This window comes from Streptomyces sp. NPDC040432, assembly GCF_055595445.1.
Genome location: NZ_JBVIVP010000007.1, coordinates 37,678 through 54,225 on the forward strand (window position 1 = coordinate 37,678; position 16,548 = coordinate 54,225).

Sequence of the window (16,548 nt, forward strand, 5' to 3'; positions counted from 1 at the left end):
CGGGCGAACCCCGGGTTACATCACGGGTACGGGGAGTGCTTCCCCGGGGCGCGCCGGACGGACGGGAGTCCTACGGGGTGCCGCCGCCCGGCAGGGGCTCCAGGAAGCCCTGCTCCACCAGCAACCGGATGGCCTCCGGGGTCCGGTCCCGCAGGACGACGGGATCCTCCTCCATCAACTGGGCGATCGCGTCGAGGATCCGCCCCGCGCTGAGTGAGCCGTCACACACCCCGGCGAAGCCCGCCCCGACCGTGTCGACCTTGGTCGCCCGACGCATGCCGCGGTTCTGCCGCAGCACGACGTGCTCCGGGTCCTCCGCCCCGGGCGCGCCGACCTGCTCCTGCACCACCTCGGCGGTCAACCGGAAGTACCCGGCCAGCAGCGCGGCGTCGTCGTGTTCGCGCAGGTAGTCCTGCCGGGCGAAGTGGGCCAGGACGGCCTCGCCGAGCGGCTGCTCCACCGAGTGCGGCCACTCCTCGACGACGATCGACGGCTCCGCCGCGTCGGTGCGGCGCAGGGTGATCCAGCCGAAGCCGACCGCCTTGGTCCCACTGGCCTCGAACGCGTCCAGCCATTCCTCGTACCGGCGGTCGTACTCGGCCGGGTCGGTGCGGTGATCGCCCGCGTCGCGGAGCCAGAGCTCCGCGTACTGCGTCACGTCCTGCACGTCACGCTGCACGATCCAGGCATCGCAGCCGCGCGGCACCCACGAACGGAGCCGGTCGTGCCAGTCCTCGCCCTCCACGTGCTGCCAGTTGCCGAGGAACTGGGCGTACCCGCCCGGATTCAGGTGTGCGCCCGCCTCCCGGACCAGCGTCCGGCACAGGTCGTCGCCGCTCATGCCGCCGTCGCGGTAGGTCAGCCGGGCTCCGGGGGAGATCACGAACGGCGGGTTCGACACGATGAGGTCGTACGTGGCGTCCCCGACGGGCTCGAAGAGGGAGCCGGCGAGCAGTTCCGCTTCCGGTGCCCCGGAGAGAGCCAGCGTCAATCGGGTGAACTCCAGCGCGCGCGGGTTGACGTCGGTGGCGGTGACGCGGGTCGCGTGCTGGGCGGCGTGCAGCGCCTGGATGCCGGATCCGGTGCCGAGGTCGAGGGCGGAGCCGACGGGGATCCGCACGGTGATTCCGGCCAGGGTGGTGGACGCACCGCCCACGCCGAGGACCACGCCCTCCTCCCGGCGGCCGATCCCGCCGGCCCCGCCGACGGCGCAGCCGAGGTCCGAGACGATGAACCAGTCCTCGCCGTCCGGTCCGCCGTACGGGCGTACGTCGACGGTGGCGTGCACGGTGTCCTCGCCGTCGGCATCCTCGCGCCGCAACCAGCCGTCGGCGAGGGCGGCCTCGACGGGCAGCGCGGCTGCGGCGTGCACGTGCGGCACGGACTCCTGGAGGAGGAAGAGCCGGACCAGGCTCGCGAGCGGGGCGTCGCCGGCGCTGCGCGTGGCCCGCAGGGCGGGGACCGTCTCGCTGCGGGCCAACGCCGCGTAGGCGGGGGCTCCGAGCAGGTCGAGCAGCCCGTCGGCGGTGAAACCGGCGGCGAGCAGGGCGGCGCGGAGTTCGGCGGCACTGTCGGGCGAGGGAAGGCTGGTGGTACTCACGCGTCCATTGTGGCCGCTGGGGCCGGTAAACCGAACGACCCCCGACGCACGGCAGGGCGGCCGGCTCCACGGAGGAACTCGGCCGCCCGGGGCGGCGATCGGCGCGCCCCGCGCGACCGATCCGCGTCGACCGATCCGCGTCGGCCGATCGGCCCGCGCCGCGCTCAGCCCGTCGCCGGCGTGGTGACCTGGCAGCCCTTCTGACCGTAGATCACCTTGAGTCCGGTGGACTCCAGCTTCTGCTTGCTCGCCGTCTCGTTGGCCGCGACCTCGGTCAGGCCGCCGGCCACCTGCTGGAGACCCTCCGCGAACTTGCTCTGGTCCTTCGCGTCGAGCGCGTCGATCTTCGTCTTCAGATCGATGTAGCTCTTGGAGATCTGGTCGTAGCTCTTCACCACGGAGTCCTGGGCCGACTTGCCGTCCTTGACCGGCGCCTCGCCCGCCGCGGTCAGCGCGCCGCCCATGGACTTGTAGGCGTCGGACAGCGACTGGAAGGCCGCCGAGTCGGTCTGCTGGACCTCCTCGGGCTTGTTGCTCTGCGTCGCCACCCGCTTCAACTCGTCATTGGTGGTCTTGATCTTGGTGAGCTCGGGCTCCCACTTGTCACAGACCTTCTTCGCCCAGGCGTCGGCCTTCTGCTTGCTGTCGTCTTTCCCGTCGCCGCCGCAGCCGGACAGGACGAGCATCAGTACCGCACCGCCGGACACCGCGGCCGCAAACTTCTTGTTCACCGGATTGGTCCCTTCGAAGGCTCTCGGCCCGGAAGATACACGCCGACCCTCCGGGGACGCACAAAGGCGGACGGACGACGCGTCCCTACGCGCCGCCCGTCCGCCGTTCGGGCGCATCTTCGAGCCGGTCGCCCGCGGAGGTCAAAACTCCGGATGCCCGGACTCCGGAGCGGGGGTCGGTGGTCCGACCGTCAGGAGACCACCGCCCGCCCGGGCGGCTGGGCCACCCGATCGGCCTGCGAGTCCTCGTCCTCGCCCTCGTCCCCGACGGCGATGCCCCGCCGCTTGGAGATGTACACCGCGCCGATGATCACACCGATGGCGAGGATCGCGACGACGGCCCGTACGGTCGGACTGGTGTCGTCGCCGTAGCTAAACTGGACCACGGCGGGGGCGATCAGCAACGCCACCAGGTTCATCACCTTGAGCAGCGGGTTGATGGCCGGTCCGGCGGTGTCCTTGAACGGGTCGCCGACCGTGTCACCGATGACGACGGCGGCGTGGGCCTCACTGCCCTTGCCGCCGTGGTGGCCGTCCTCGACGAGCTTCTTCGCGTTGTCCCACGCGCCACCGGAGTTGGCGAGGAACACGGCCATCAGCGTGCCGGTGCCGATGGCGCCCGCGAGGAAGGACCCGAGCGCGCCGACGCCCAGGGAGAAACCCACCGCGATCGGGGTGAGCACGGCGAGCAACCCGGGCGTGGCGAGCTCGCGCAGGGCGTCCTTGGTGCAGATGTCCACGACGCGGCCGTACTCGGGCTTCTCCGTGTAGTCCATGATCCCGGGGTGCTCGCGGAACTGACGGCGCACCTCGTAGACGACGGCGCCGGCCGAGCGGGACACGGCGTTGATGGCCAGGCCCGAGAACAGGAACACGACGGCCGCGCCCAGGATCAGGCCGACGAGGTTGTTCGGCTGGGCGATGTCGAGGCTGAGGTTCAGCTCCCCGGCCTTCGCCCCGACCTCCTTCACCGCGCCGGCGATCGCGTCGTTGTACGAGCCGAACAGCGCGGCCGCCGCGAGGACGGCGGTGGCGATGGCGATGCCCTTGGTGATGGCCTTGGTGGTGTTGCCGACGGCGTCCAGGTCGGTGAGGACCTGAGCGCCCGCTCCCTCGACGTCGCCGGACATCTCCGCGATGCCCTGCGCGTTGTCCGAGACCGGACCGAAGGTGTCCATCGCGACGATGACGCCGACGGTGGTCAACAGCCCGGTGCCGGCGAGCGCCACCGCGAAGAGCGCCAGCATGATCGACGTCCCGCCGAGCAGGAAGGCCCCGTACACGCCGAGGCCGATCAGCAGCGCCGTGTACACGGCGGATTCCAGGCCGACGGAGATGCCCGCGAGGACGACGGTGGCCGCGCCGGTCAGGGAGGACTTGCCGATGTCCCGGACGGGACGCCGGGTGGTCTCGGTGAAGTAGCCGGTCAGCTGCTGGATCAGGGCGGCGAGGACGATGCCGATGGCGACGGCGACGATCGCCAGGACCCGCGGGTCACCGGAGTGGTTCGCGATGGCGGCGTCCTCGACCCCGACGAGCTCCTTGTACGTGGCCGGCAGGTACGCGTAGACGGCGATCCCGACGAGCACCAGGGAGATCACGGCGGAGATGAAGAAGCCGCGGTTGATGGCGGTCATGCCGCTGCGGTCGGAGCGGCGCGGCGCGACCGCGAAGATGCCGATCATGGCGGTGACGACACCGATGGCGGGCACGATCAACGGGAAGGCGAGCCCGAGGTCACCGAAGGCCGCCTTGCCCAGGATCAGCGCAGCCACCAGGGTGACGGCGTACGACTCGAACAGGTCGGCCGCCATCCCCGCGCAGTCGCCGACGTTGTCGCCCACGTTGTCGGCGATGGTCGCGGCATTGCGCGGATCGTCCTCCGGAATGCCCTGCTCGACCTTGCCGACCAGGTCGGCGCCGACGTCGGCGGCCTTGGTGAAGATGCCACCCCCGACACGCATGAACATGGCGATCAGCGCGGCGCCCAGGCCGAACCCCTCCAGGACCTTCGGCGCGTCGGCCGCGTAGACCAGCACGACGCAGGAGGCGCCGAGCAGGCCGAGGCCGACGGTGAACATGCCCACCACGCCACCGGTGCGGAAAGCGATCTTCATGGCCTTGTGGGACACGTCGGTGAGGTCCTTGGCGGACTCGCCCTCGGCGGGAGTGGCCTCCCGGGCGGCGGCAGCGACGCGGACGTTGGCGCGCACCGCGAGGCGCATGCCGATGTAGCCGGTGGCGGCCGAGAAGAGCGCGCCGACGAGGAAGAACCCGGAGCGGCCCCCGCGCTGCGACCAGTCGTCGGCGGGCAGCAGGAAGAGCAGGAAGAAGACGACCACGGCGAAGACGCCGAGGGTGCGCAACTGGCGTCCGAGGTAGGCGTTGGCGCCTTCCTGAACGGCTGCGGCGATCTTCTTCATGCTGTCGGTGCCCTCGTCCGCGGCGAGGACCTGGCGGGTCAGGATCTGCGCGACGACGAGCGCGGCCAACGCGACGACGGCGATGACGATGACGATGAGCCGATTGTCATCGGTGAGTACTGCGGCTGCCAGATCATGTGCGCGATCCGGCGCGATAGGGGTGAAGAGCCCCGTCATTCGTCCTCCTTGACGTGATGAGCTCAAGATGTGGACGGATTGTAGGGAGCGCGACCTGATCAAAACAGGGTGCGTGAAACGGAATTGGCCCGCACTTGCTCCTCATCAATGGATCGCGTCACTCCATTACCCTCGAAAGAAGTAATGGGGCAAAGGCATTGACGACTGATCAACGATCTAGAGGGTTTTTCGGAGAAATACAAAAGGCCCTGCTCAACAGGGCCTTGATAAAGATCGGACGATACGATCCGCACGCGTGCGGCGATCCCCCGGGCGGGCGCCCGGCGTACGCGGAAGGGGGCGCGGCACACGCGGCGGCCACTACGACCGCCACCGAACGGATCCGGGTCCGGCTCGATCCGCCGGCCTCACGGGGGCGCGCATGAGGGCCGCCCGGCCCGACCGAGCGGGGCGACGGCGGCGTCAGCGACCACGGCGGCGGCGGAAACAGCGGGAGAAGCGGGGACAGCGGCCTGACGCTACGGAATCCGGGCGGACCCGGAGACGGGCCAGCTCATCCGAATCGTTCCGCCGGACTCGTCCGCGGACACGGAGACGTCGTCGACGAGCCCACTGATCACGGCGAGGCCCATCTCGTCCTCACCGTCGATGTCCGGGTCCAGGACGGCCGCGATGCCGGGCACGGCGTCGATGGGACCACCGGCCGGACCGGGCACCTCGTCGCCGACTTCGATGGAGAACGACTTCTCCTCCTCGGTCAGCACCACCCGGACGGGCGCGGTCAGTCCGTTGCTCCGATGCAGTCCGACGGCACGCGAACACGCCTCGCCCACGGCGAGGCGGACCTCGTCGAGCACGGCTTCCTCCACCCCTGCCCGGCGCGCCACCGCGGCCGCCACCAGGCGGGCCGTCCGGACGTGTTCGGGCTGGGCGCTGAAGCGCAGTTCAACGGTGGCCATGTACGTCCCCCTCGGACTACGGGCGTGACCTGACAGGGGACCGGACCGCCCATGGCCCGGTACCCCCGCTCCTCGTCGGCGCCTGCGCCGTTTCCGGCGGCAGGCGCCAGGAGCACGTCAGTCGGTGGCTGCGACGGCGTCTTCCACCGTGGTGTGGATCGGGAACACCTTGGTCAGACCGGTGATGCGGAAGATCTTCAGGATGCGCTCCTGGTTGCAGACCAGACGCAGCGAGCCCTCGTGCGCACGGACGCGCTTGAGGCCTCCCACGAGCACACCGAGGCCGGTGGAGTCGAGGAAGTCCACTCGCTCCATGTCGACAACCAAGTGGTAGCTGCCGTCGTTCACCAACTCCACCAACTGCTCGCGCAGCTTGGGCGCGGTATACACATCAATCTCGCCACCGACCTCTACGACCGTGCGGTCGCCGACAGTGCGAGTCGACAGGGACAGGTCCACGGATCCTCCAGCACCTTGCTATCGAGCGGCGCCCCCCAGGGGCCTCCCCCACCCGAAGGCTGGGAGAGGGATCGGCTGCCGCGATGGCATTCAATCACTTACCGGCAGGCGCGCACGACGCCTTGGGACCATTGTCCCGCACGCCAGTGACACACTCGGTGCCAATGGCCAACACTCACCGCCCCGGTCGGCCCACGGCGCCCGAGGACGCACGACCCGCTCCCGACACGGTCCTGGACCGGTTGTCACGGGGGTCTTCCCGAGCTGCGCGCATCACTCATACGGAGCACTTGCCCCCTCGGGCGGGTCGTCATGCGGTCTGGCCCGATCGCATCCGAACGGATGTCGTAGCCGCGATTTCGGCCGCCGGCATCGACCATCCGTGGGAACACCAGGCGACCGCCGTCGAGCTCGCGCTCGACGGCGAGTCGGTGGTCGTCGCCACCGGAACCGCCTCCGGCAAGTCGCTGGCCTACCTCGCCCCGGTGCTCTCCGCCCTCGCGGACGGCGCCGAGGCCCCGAACGGCCGGGGTGCGACCGCCCTCTACCTGGCCCCCACCAAGGCTCTGGCCGCCGACCAGCGGCGCGCCGTGCGGGAGCTGGCCGCACCGCTGGGAAACGCCGTCCGACCCGCCGTGTACGACGGCGACACCCCGTTCGAGGAACGGGAGTGGGTGCGTCAGTACGCCAATTACGTACTGACCAACCCGGACATGCTGCACCGTGGGATCCTGCCCGCCCACCCGCGCTGGTCGTCGTTCCTGAAGGCCCTGCGCTACGTCGTCATCGACGAGTGCCACACCTACCGCGGTGTCTTCGGATCCCACGTCGCCCAGGTCCTGCGCCGGCTGCGGCGGCTGTGCGCCCGCTACGGCTCCGAGCCGGTCTTCCTGCTGGCCTCCGCCACCGCGAGCGACCCGGCGGCGGGCGCCTCCCGACTGACCGGCGTACCCGTCACCGAGGTCTCCGACGACGCCTCACCGCGCGGCGAGGTCGTCTTCGCCCTGTGGGAGCCGCCGCTGACCGACCTGAAGGGCGAGAAGGGCGCCCCCGTACGCCGCACCGCGACCGCCGAGACCGCCGACCTGCTGACCGACCTCGTCGTCCAGGGGGTCCGCACGGTGGCCTTCGTCCGCTCCCGGCGCGGCGCCGAACTGATCGCCGTGATCGCCCAGGAGAGACTCGCGGAGGTGGACCGCTCCCTGCCCCGGCGTGTCGCGGCGTACCGGGGCGGCTACCTGCCCGAGGAGCGCCGCGCCCTGGAGCGGGCCCTGCACTCCGGCGAACTGCTGGGCCTGGCCGCGACCACAGCGCTGGAGCTGGGCGTGGACGTGTCCGGCCTCGACGCCGTCCTGATCACCGGCTACCCGGGCACCCGGGCCTCCCTGTGGCAGCAGGCGGGCCGCGCCGGCCGGTCCGGGCAGGGCGCCCTGGCCGTGCTGATCGCCCGCGACGACCCGCTGGACACCTACCTGGTCCACCACCCCGATGCGCTCTTCCGACAGCCCGTCGAGGCCACCGTCCTGGACCCCGACAACCCGTACGTCCTGGCCCCGCACCTGTGCGCGGCGGCCGCCGAGCTGCCGTTGACCGAGGCCGACCTGGACCTCTTCGGCCCGGCCGCGCACGGCCTCCTGCCCCAGCTGGAGGCGGCGAAGCTGCTGCGCCGCCGGGCGACGGCCTGGCACTGGACCCGCCGCGAGCGGGCCTCGGACCTGACCGACATCAGGGGCGGCGGCGGCCGGCCCGTGCAGATCGTGGAGGCCGCCACCGGACGGCTGCTGGGCACGGTCGACGAGTCCGCCTCGCACACCGCCGTCCACGACGGGGCCGTCCACCTCCACCAGGGTCGCTCCTACCTGGTCAAACGCCTGGACCTGGAGGATTCGGTGGCTCTCGTAGAGGAAGCCAGCCCGCCGTTCTCGACCACGGCCCGCGACACCACGTCCATCTCGATCCTGGAGACCGAGACCGAGATCCCGTGGGGCGCGGCCCGGCTCTGCTTCGGATCCGTCGAGGTCACCAACCAGGTGGTCTCCTACCTGCGCCGCAAGCTGATCACCGGCGAGGTGCTGGGCGAGGCGAAGCTGGACCTGCCGCCGCGCACCCTGCGCACCAGGGCCGTGTGGTGGACCGTCACCGAGGACCAACTGGACGAGGCCCGGATCAACCCGGAGATCCTCGGCGGCGCCCTGCACGCGGCCGAACACGCCTCCATCGGCCTGCTCCCGCTGTTCGCGACCTGCGACCGCTGGGACATCGGCGGCGTATCCGTACCGCTGCATCCCGACACCCTGCTGCCCACGGTGTTCGTGTACGACGGCCACCCGGGCGGCGCCGGATTCGCCGAGCGGGCCTTCCACACGGCGCGGGCCTGGTTGACGGCCACCAGGGACGCCATCGCCGCCTGCGAGTGCGAGGCGGGCTGCCCCTCCTGCATCCAGTCCCCGAAGTGCGGCAACGGCAACGACCCCCTCCACAAACGCGGCGCCATCCGCCTCCTCACCCACCTCCTCGCCCCGCCCCCGCCCGCCTGAGAACGTCGCCCGTGCCCCCACGAGGTCGGGCCGACGCCACCGCCGTCCCGGCCGCCCCCCGCGGAGACCCGCCCGCACCACCACCGCTCCCGCTCGCCCGGGTCGACACCGACCCGGACCGCCGAGACCCCGTCCGGCCCGGGTCGGCATCTGCCCGGACCCCCTGGGGCCCGGCCTGCCGGGCCCCAGGGCGGGGCCACCGCCACTGCGGGCGCCGACGGCCCCACAAGAGCCGAGGCGCATCCCGAACCCCCACAAACCACCCTCAGGGCCCATGGAGCCGCGCCCCGAAAGCGGGCACGAAAAACTTCGCGAACCACCCCAAGTCACCCTTCGAATCCCTGACGCGGGACAACCCGACCCCCTCACCGAGATGGCCGAAAATCGCCCCCACTTCTCCCCCAGAGACCTGCCCCGCCCCGGGAACCCTCCACAAAACTCCCCCACCCTCGCCCTACGAGGCACAGCAGGGCCCGGAGAGCCCGGAGACCTGCGGCGCAGAAGGAATTCGGGCCCGGAGAGATCCCGAGCACCCGGAGAAGCCGCAGTCCTGAGCGATCCGAGGGCCGGTGAGGCCCGAGGGCCCGGAGACCGGATCGCCCCCGTACGCGGGCGATCCGGAACCGGCGGACGCCGGGCACCCGCACGGCTCGGCACACGGTCGGGATCCCGGGAATGCCCGGAGCCGTTCCGCACCCGCCGGAGCCACGTCACGACCCCCGGGGCTCGCACCCCTGTCCCGAGAAGCAACCGCGCAGCCCCACGGTCGCAGCCCCACGGTCGCAGCCCCACGGTCCTCACCCCCGGCCCGCCGGAGGCACCGGCGGGCCCGCTCTGGAGAGCTGGGTCGGGGCGAAGGGGCCCGATTCGACGCGAGCCGTGATCTCGGTGACCTCCCCGTCGACCCGGCACGCGGTCACGCTCGCGCCCTGCGCCCCGGCCACCCTGGCCGCCGCGGCACAGGCCGTGGCGGGGCCGTGGGACCAGCTCGCAGCCGCCGCGAGGGCGGCGAGGTCGGCCGCCGCACCCGCACGGTGGCGGGCCGCGACCGCCTGGCCGAGCAGCAGCACGCCACCGAACACGGCACCCAGCACCGTGACGGCCACCGTGGCCCACACCGTCGCGGAACCCCGGTCGCGGCTCACGGCGGCGGCCCCACGCTGTCCTCGGCCAGGGCCACCGCCCGCGCCCCGATCCGCACCGGCAGCCGGTCGGGGCCCGGCGCGGGCGCGGCGACCCTGACCCGCCACAGGTCGCCCGCACGCTCCACCTCCACCTCCGCTCCCGGCGGGGCGGCCGCGCGGGCGGCGGCCACCGCCACCTCCATCGGCTCGGACCGGGCCGCCGCCCGAGCCCCCGCCCTGGCCGCGTCCACGCACCGGATCTGCGCCGCGGCCGCCATCAGCGCCCACACCAGCAGCGCCGCGAACAGGACCAGGGCGGGGATCACCATGGCCGCCTCGGCCGTCACGTATCCGCGGTCCGTCCCGGGTTCCGCCTTTCCCGGCGGCTTTCGCTCAGAACGGCGCATCGAGCGCCTTTCCGATGGTCGACTGGAGCGCCGTCGAGACCACGTCGCTCGTCACCACCTTGTACAGAACAGCCGCGAACGCACACGCCGCGATCGTGCCCATGGCGTATTCCGAAGTCGACATTCCGGTGTCGCCACCACGACCGCCCAAGGCCTTCCGCAGTCGGAACCAGATGATCCTCATGACAAACCTCCTGTGGGATTACGTTCTTGATCTGATTTCAGGTTTCGATTCCTGCTTTTCAGCTCCCGGAGAGCAGCCCCGAGGCCATTCCGATCACCACCGGAGCCACTCCGATCGCAAGGAACGCGGGGAGGAAGCAGAGCCCCACCGGCGCCGTGACGAGTACCGCCGCACGCTGTGCCCCCGCGCTTGCCTGTCGCATCCGTTCGGCCCGCAGGCCGGCGGCCAGGCGGGAGACCGGTTCGGCAGCGGGCGCCCCGGTCCGCGCGGCCCGCTCCAGGCACTCCGCCAGGTCGCGGGCACCCGGTATGCCGGCCAACCTCCCCCACGCGGCGCCCGGTTCACCTCCGAGCCGTAGCTCGGCCCCCGCCATCGCCAACCGGTCGCCCACCGGGCCGCCCACCGACTCCCCCACCACCTCGGCGGCTTCGACCGGCCCGGCCCCCGCCGCCAGGCAGGCGGCCAGCAGATCGGCGGCGAAAGGCAGTTGCCTCTCCGCCTCCCGGGAATCAGCCCCGGTCGGCTGTCGTGCGGCCCTGAGCAGCAGGCACCTCGCCGCGAAGGCCGCCGCGCACCCGACCAGCAGTCCCGCCGGGCCGCCCACCACCCACCAGCCCGCCGCCAGGACGCCACCCGGCCCGGCCCACGCGGTGACCGCCCGGCTGGTCCCGGGTTTCCACCACGGCCGGCGTCGGGCCTGCTCCTGCTCCCGACGGAAGAGGCCCACGATCCGGCGCCGCGCAGTCCGGCTCCGTAGCCCGGCCCACAGCGCCGAGGTCGCCCACCACACCAGGACCGCCAGGCAACACGCCGTCCCCAGCCTGTGGACATCGGGCCCGCCCATCACCGCTCCCCCACCCGTACGATCCGCCGGCACCAAAGGAGCCCCGCCGCCTCCAGCACCCCGCCCACGACCAGGCAGCCCCATCCCATCGGGGAGTGCAGCAGCACGCGCAGCGGGTCGGCCCCGAGACCGGTCCCGATCAGCAGCCCCACCAGCGGCAGCAACGCGAGCACCACCGTCGTGGACCTGGCCCCCGCCAGCTGGGCCCGCAATGACTCCTCCCGGTCCCGCTCGGCCCGCAACGCCCCTTCCAGCCGGTCGAGTCCGGCGGCCAGTCCGGCGCCGCCGTCCACCGATACGTGCCAACAGGCGGCCATCCCGGCCAGCCCCTCCGCGCCCGGCTCCAGCGCGGCCCGGCGCAGCGCTCCGGGCACGTCCCCGCCGAAGGCCGCGGCGGCCAGCACGCCCGCTTCCGCAGGCCCCGGGCCGCCGGGACCCTCGACCGTGCGGCGCATCGCCACGGTGAGGGCCTGCCCGGGCTGCGCCCCGGCCCGCAGTTCCCCCACGACGGCCCCGCACAGCGCCATCACACCGGCGGCCCTGGCAGTGCGGGCACGCTCCCGCTCCGCCGCCCTAAGCCACCGTTTCAGCAGCGGCACGGACACCGCCCCCAGCAGCAGCGGGATCAGGGATCCGCCCCACAGGGCGATCAGTGGAGCGACCGCCGGGACGGCCCACTCCCGCCACCGCCCGGCCCGCACTCGCGCCCAGGCCGCCAACCGCTCGACTCGCAGGGGGCCACCGGTCAGGACGGCGCGTCCTCCGGCAAGGACCAGCCGGGCCCGCCGTTGCCCTTGATCACCCCCGGTCAACATCCAGGCGGCCGCCCCGGCACACAGCAGCCCGGCGAACAGCGGCACGGAGCCGACCGGCACGGCGCTCACCGCGCACCCCCGAGCAGCGGCCCCAGCCGCGCCCAGCCCTGCTCCCGCACGAAACCCCGGATCCCCCAGCGCAGGGCGGGTACGGTCACCACCAGTCCGGCCGGGTCCCGTTCCAGCACGTGCACCTCGGCGACCCGGCGGCGCCCGCTGCGGTCCCGGGTCAGGTGGACCACCAGGGTCAGTGCCGCCGCCAACTGGCTGTGCAGCGCGGTACGGTCCAACCCGGCGGCCGTACCGAGCGCCTCCAACCTGGCCGGGACGTGCGCGGCGGCATTGGCGTGCACGGTGCCGCACCCGCCTTCATGCCCGGTGTTCAGCGCGGCCAGCAGGTCGGCGACCTCGGCGCCGCGCACCTCGCCCACCACCAGCCGGTCGGGCCTCATCCGCAAGGCCTGCCGGACCAGGTCCGCCAGCGTCACCAGTCCCGCCCCCTCCTGGTTGGCGGGACGGGTCTCCAGCCGCACCACGTGGGGATGGTCGGGGCGCAGTTCGGCGGAGTCCTCGGCCAGGACGATCCGCTCGCCCGGTCCGACGAGACCCAGGAGGGCGCTGAGCAGGGTGGTCTTGCCCGTTCCCGTCCCGCCGGAGACGAGGAAGGACAGCCGGGCCTCGACCATGGCCCGCAGCAGTCGCTGGCCGCCGGGCGGGAGGGTCCCCGCGGCGACCAACTCGTCCAGCGTGAAGGCCTTCGGCCGCACCACCCGTAGGGACAGGCACGCCGATCCGACGGCCACCGGGGGCAGCACCGCGTGCAGCCTGGTCCCGTCGGGCAGTCGGGCGTCCACCCAGGGTCGGGCGTCGTCGAGGCGCCGCCCGGCGACGGCGGCCAGCCGCTGGGCCAGCCGGCGCACGGCCTCCGCGTCGGCGAAGGTCACCCCGGTCAGTTCGAGTCCGCCGCCCCGGTCCACCCACACCCGGTCCGGAGCCGCGACGAGCACGTCGGTGACATCGGGGTCGGCCAGCAACCGTTCCAATGGCCCCGCGCCGACGAGCTCGGACCGCAACTCCGCTGCGACGCCCAGCACTTCCGCGTCCCCGAGCAGGCGCCCCTGGGCCCGCAGTGCTGCTGCGACCCGGGCCGGGGTCGGCTCGCCGCCGCTCTCGGCGAGGTGCTGACGCACCGCGTCCAGCAGGACCGTGCTGCTCATGCCGGCACCTCCTGGGCGGTACCGAGCGCACGCTGCCAAAAGCCGTCGCAGAAGCGGGCCAGGGTGCCCCGCGACCCCGGGGGTTCCCCTTCCGCCACCCGCCCGGGCAGACCCACCTCGACGGGCACCTCTCCGGCCAGGGGAACGCCCAACAGCCGGGCCACCGCTTCGGCGTCGAGCCCGTGGGCACCGCGGCCCCGTACGACCACGCGAACGTCCCGGGCCACCATGCGGACCCCGGCGGCCACCCGCCCCGCCGCGGCCACCGACCGCAGTTCGCCGGGCACCACCATCAGCACCAGGTCGAGCTGGGCCAGCGCCTCGGCCACCGCCGCGTCGACCCGTCGGGGCAGGTCGACGACCACGACCCCGCCCCGGCGTCGGGCGGCGGCCACGACGGACCGCATCGCGGCGGGCGGCACCACCACCCGGTCCCCGCGGTCCCAGCTCAGCACGCGCAACGCGTGCAGCTCCGGCAGGGACTCCTCCAGCGCCCCGGCGCCGACCCGGCCCCGGGAGGCCGCGAAGTCGGGCCAGCGCAGCCCTTCGGCACTCTCCCCGCCGAGCAGTACGTCCATGCCGCCGCCGAGCGGGTCCCCGTCGATGAGGATGGTGCGCTCCCCGGCACGGGCGGCCCGCAGGGCGAGGGCGCAGGCGAGTGTGGAAGCTCCCGCGCCGCCGCTGCCGCCGATCACCCCGACGGCGAGGGCGGGCCGGCCGGCCCCTTCCACCACGTCGGCGATGCGGTCGACGAGCAGGCCCTCGGCATCGGGCAGCCGCAGCACCTCCTGCACTCCGATCTCCACGGCCCGTTGCCAGACCCGGGGGTCGTCGAGTTCACGGCCGACGAGGAACACCCCGTCCCTGCGCGGTGCCCCGATGACCCGGTGGGCGGCGTCGTCCCCGACGAGTACGAGCGGTGCACTCTCCCAACCGCTCCCCCCGACCGGTCCGGCCGGGTCACGGCCGGCGTCCTCCCCGGCTCCGCCGCCCCGATCCGCCCCTCCCCGCTCCGGCACCGCGTGGTGCACGTGGGGCTCGGCGCCCGCCGCGGCGCACAGCCGCAGCAGGTCGTCGAGCAGCAACGGATCCTCGGTGATGATCAACGGCCGGCCGGCACCCGGGCCTGCGCCGCCGTCCCGATCGGACCGCCCGTCCCTCCCGGCCACCAAGGGTTCCGACGCTTCACACGACTTCGATCCAGCCACGATCTCCGCCCCCTTCTCACTGCAAATCCATGAACCGCGGACTTCGCGGCTGGAATCACGGTGCAAGGTTCCGGAAATTGAAGTGGATCTTGCGTGAAAACTGTGGACAAGAAGGGGGTTGTGAATAACTTCGCCACACCATCAGGTGAGTTCCGGAGCGCGGCGGAACAACTACGGAGAGTGACGAGTTCGAGGGGGTGAAGGCCTTCGCCCAGAAGGTCGACCGCAGAGGAAGGACCGAAGAGATGGCCACTGAAGGTCGTGAGCACGGGACACAAACCGCGTCCGGACATGCGACGACCCCCGCCGGGGGGGAGAGCGGGGGTCGTCCCCACGGTCCGACTCGGGGGGGGAGGAGCCAGACCGGGTTAGCACGGTCGCGAACGATCCGTGACTTCCATGGTGTACCCGAGAGCCTTCTCAAGCAAACCCACGCGCCGCACCTTACGCCGAATGGTGGGCGCATATGCTCGGGTCGTGGAAAATCAGCCCTTGCCGCACTCCTCGCCTCGGACCGCTGCCTTCTTCGACCTGGACAAGACGGTCATTGCGAAGTCCAGCGCCCTGACGTTCAGCAAGTCCTTCTACCAGGGCGGCCTGATCAACAGGCGGGCCGTGCTGCGCACCGCGTACACGCAGTTCATCTTCCTGGCCGGTGGCGCCGACCACGACCAGATGGAGCGGATGCGGGAGTACCTGTCCGCCCTCTGCAAGGGGTGGAACGTCCAGCAAGTGCGGGAGATCGTCGCCGAAGCCCTGCACGACCTGATCGACCCGATCATCTACGACGAGGCGGCGTCGCTGATCGAGGCCCACCACACCGCCGGCCGTGACGTGGTGATCGTGTCGACCTCGGGAGCCGAAGTCGTCGAGCCCATCGGCGAGATGCTCGGGGCGGACCGGGTCGTGGCGACCCGGATGGTGGTCGGCGAGGACGGCTGCTTCACCGGTGAGATCGAGTACTACGCCTACGGCCCGACCAAGGCCGAGGCGGTGCGGGAGCTCGCCGAATCCGAGGGGTACGACCTCTCGCGGTGCTACGCCTACAGCGACTCGATCACCGACGTGCCGATGCTGGAGGCGGTCGGAAACCCGCACACGGTCAACCCCGACCGGGCGTTGCGCCGGGAGGCCGTCGCGCGGGAGTGGCCCGTGCTGGTGTTCAACAAGCCGGTCCGCCTCAAGCAGCGGCTGCCCGGACTGTCGATGCCGGCTCGACCCGCCCTGGTCGCCGCGGCGGCTGTCGGCGCAGCCGCGGCCACCGCCGGGCTGGTCTGGTACGCGAGCCGCCGCCGCGCGGCGACGAGCACCGCATCGGCCTGACCGCCCGACCGGAAGACAGCCGCCCCACCCCGGACGTCGGCCGGAGCCCCCTCCCGGGCCCTCCCGGCCCACGAGCGCAGGGTGTCCGGATCGCCCCGCATCACCCCGAAAAGTAAAGAACTGTGGCCAGGGGTTTCGCTCCGACCGGAAGCGGAGTACAAAGGAATCACGGCCCGCGAGACCAAAGAACATCCGAGAGGATCATCTTTAAAACGCAGTAAGGCCCACGGACCGAAGCACGAACGCCGAGCACCCACGCGACGTCGACCCGTCGATTACGGGCCAGCCGCACCAGGTAACGGGCAAAGTCCCCGACCTGATGGGCAATCATCGAGGACGCTTGGTAACTGGGCGCGAGTGCCAGCGGCGACACCAAAGCAAGACGGTGTCGCCGCAACCCATGTTCGGGGGCGATCCACCCAACCCCCGCCTGCCGACGCCCCGCCCCCGCCCCCTCCGGGCCAACGCCTCGACAACACCCACTCGGCCCGAACCGGCCCGAAGCGGCCGGGACCGACTCAGGTCGGCCGGGACGGGCTGATTCCCGGGGCCAGGTCCCCCAGGGTCTGGTCGGCCGGA

General features: G+C 72.4%; 14 protein-coding genes. 2 read left to right on the forward strand and 12 right to left on the reverse strand.

Translation table 11 applies throughout. The features are described 5' to 3' along the window. Positions 1-70: 70 nt before the first annotated feature. From ACZ58N_RS17430 to bldG, 5 genes are all read right to left on the reverse strand, one after another. On the reverse strand, positions 71-1,600 hold the full coding sequence (locus tag ACZ58N_RS17430; RefSeq protein ID WP_471160197.1) for a DUF7059 domain-containing protein: 1,530 nt from the start codon (positions 1,598-1,600) through the stop codon (positions 71-73). Positions 1,601-1,764: 164 nt separating this feature from the next. Then, positions 1,765-2,331 carry a small secreted protein gene (locus tag ACZ58N_RS17435; protein WP_471160199.1) on the reverse strand — a complete coding sequence of 189 codons (567 nt, stop codon included), beginning with the start codon at positions 2,329-2,331 and terminating at the stop codon, positions 1,765-1,767. A 191-nt stretch (positions 2,332-2,522) separates the two neighbouring features. After that, positions 2,523-4,931 (reverse strand): sodium-translocating pyrophosphatase, encoded by a 2,409-nt coding sequence (locus ACZ58N_RS17440; RefSeq protein WP_471160202.1) that lies wholly within the window; start codon positions 4,929-4,931, stop codon positions 2,523-2,525. 479 nt (positions 4,932-5,410) lie between these two features. Then, positions 5,411-5,851: an ATP-binding protein gene (locus ACZ58N_RS17445; RefSeq protein ID WP_471160204.1), complete on the reverse strand. Its 441-nt coding sequence runs from the start codon at positions 5,849-5,851 to the stop codon at positions 5,411-5,413. Positions 5,852-5,968: 117 nt separating this feature from the next. Further along, on the reverse strand, positions 5,969-6,310 hold the full coding sequence (gene bldG, locus ACZ58N_RS17450) for an anti-sigma factor antagonist BldG (protein WP_030152678.1): 342 nt from the start codon (positions 6,308-6,310) through the stop codon (positions 5,969-5,971). Positions 6,311-6,393: 83 nt separating this feature from the next. Between bldG and ACZ58N_RS17455 the strand changes: the two genes are divergently transcribed. Continuing rightward, on the forward strand, positions 6,394-8,847 hold the full coding sequence (locus tag ACZ58N_RS17455) for a DEAD/DEAH box helicase (RefSeq protein ID WP_471160207.1): 2,454 nt from the start codon (positions 6,394-6,396) through the stop codon (positions 8,845-8,847). Positions 8,848-9,644: 797 nt separating this feature from the next. Here the strand turns inward: ACZ58N_RS17455 and ACZ58N_RS17460 are convergent. The 7 genes from ACZ58N_RS17460 to ssd all read right to left on the reverse strand — a co-directional run bounded on the left by ACZ58N_RS17460 (position 9,645) and on the right by ssd (position 14,610). Continuing rightward, positions 9,645-9,992, reverse strand: a complete 348-nt coding sequence (locus ACZ58N_RS17460; RefSeq protein WP_471160210.1) for an Rv3654c family TadE-like protein — start codon at positions 9,990-9,992, stop codon at positions 9,645-9,647. Then, the gene (locus ACZ58N_RS17465) at positions 9,989-10,378 is read right to left on the reverse strand and encodes a TadE family type IV pilus minor pilin (RefSeq protein ID WP_471160213.1); all 390 of its coding nucleotides are present in this window, start codon (positions 10,376-10,378) and stop codon (positions 9,989-9,991) included. The genes ACZ58N_RS17460 and ACZ58N_RS17465 overlap by 4 nt, the downstream gene beginning before the upstream one ends. Next, positions 10,365-10,562, reverse strand: a complete 198-nt coding sequence (locus ACZ58N_RS17470; RefSeq protein ID WP_471160215.1) for a DUF4244 domain-containing protein — start codon at positions 10,560-10,562, stop codon at positions 10,365-10,367. Before ACZ58N_RS17470 ends, ACZ58N_RS17465 begins: the two co-directional genes overlap by 14 nt. 58 nt (positions 10,563-10,620) lie before the next feature. After that, positions 10,621-11,406, reverse strand: coding sequence for a type II secretion system F family protein (locus ACZ58N_RS17475; RefSeq protein WP_471160217.1), 786 nt, complete (start codon positions 11,404-11,406; stop codon positions 10,621-10,623). Continuing rightward, entirely contained in the window at positions 11,406-12,221 is an 816-nt protein-coding gene (locus ACZ58N_RS17480; protein WP_471160815.1) for a type II secretion system F family protein, read from the reverse strand. Before ACZ58N_RS17480 ends, ACZ58N_RS17475 begins: the two co-directional genes overlap by 1 nt. A gap of 65 nt (positions 12,222-12,286) precedes the next feature. Next, positions 12,287-13,438 carry a TadA family conjugal transfer-associated ATPase gene (locus ACZ58N_RS17485; protein ID WP_471160220.1) on the reverse strand — a complete coding sequence of 384 codons (1,152 nt, stop codon included), beginning with the start codon at positions 13,436-13,438 and terminating at the stop codon, positions 12,287-12,289. Continuing rightward, positions 13,435-14,610 carry a septum site-determining protein Ssd gene (gene ssd, locus ACZ58N_RS17490; protein ID WP_471160222.1) on the reverse strand — a complete coding sequence of 392 codons (1,176 nt, stop codon included), beginning with the start codon at positions 14,608-14,610 and terminating at the stop codon, positions 13,435-13,437. Before ssd ends, ACZ58N_RS17485 begins: the two co-directional genes overlap by 4 nt. A gap of 489 nt (positions 14,611-15,099) precedes the next feature. Between ssd and ACZ58N_RS17495 the strand changes: the two genes are divergently transcribed. Continuing rightward, entirely contained in the window at positions 15,100-15,969 is an 870-nt protein-coding gene (locus ACZ58N_RS17495) for an HAD family hydrolase (protein ID WP_471160224.1), read from the forward strand. Positions 15,970-16,548 lie beyond the last annotated feature (579 nt).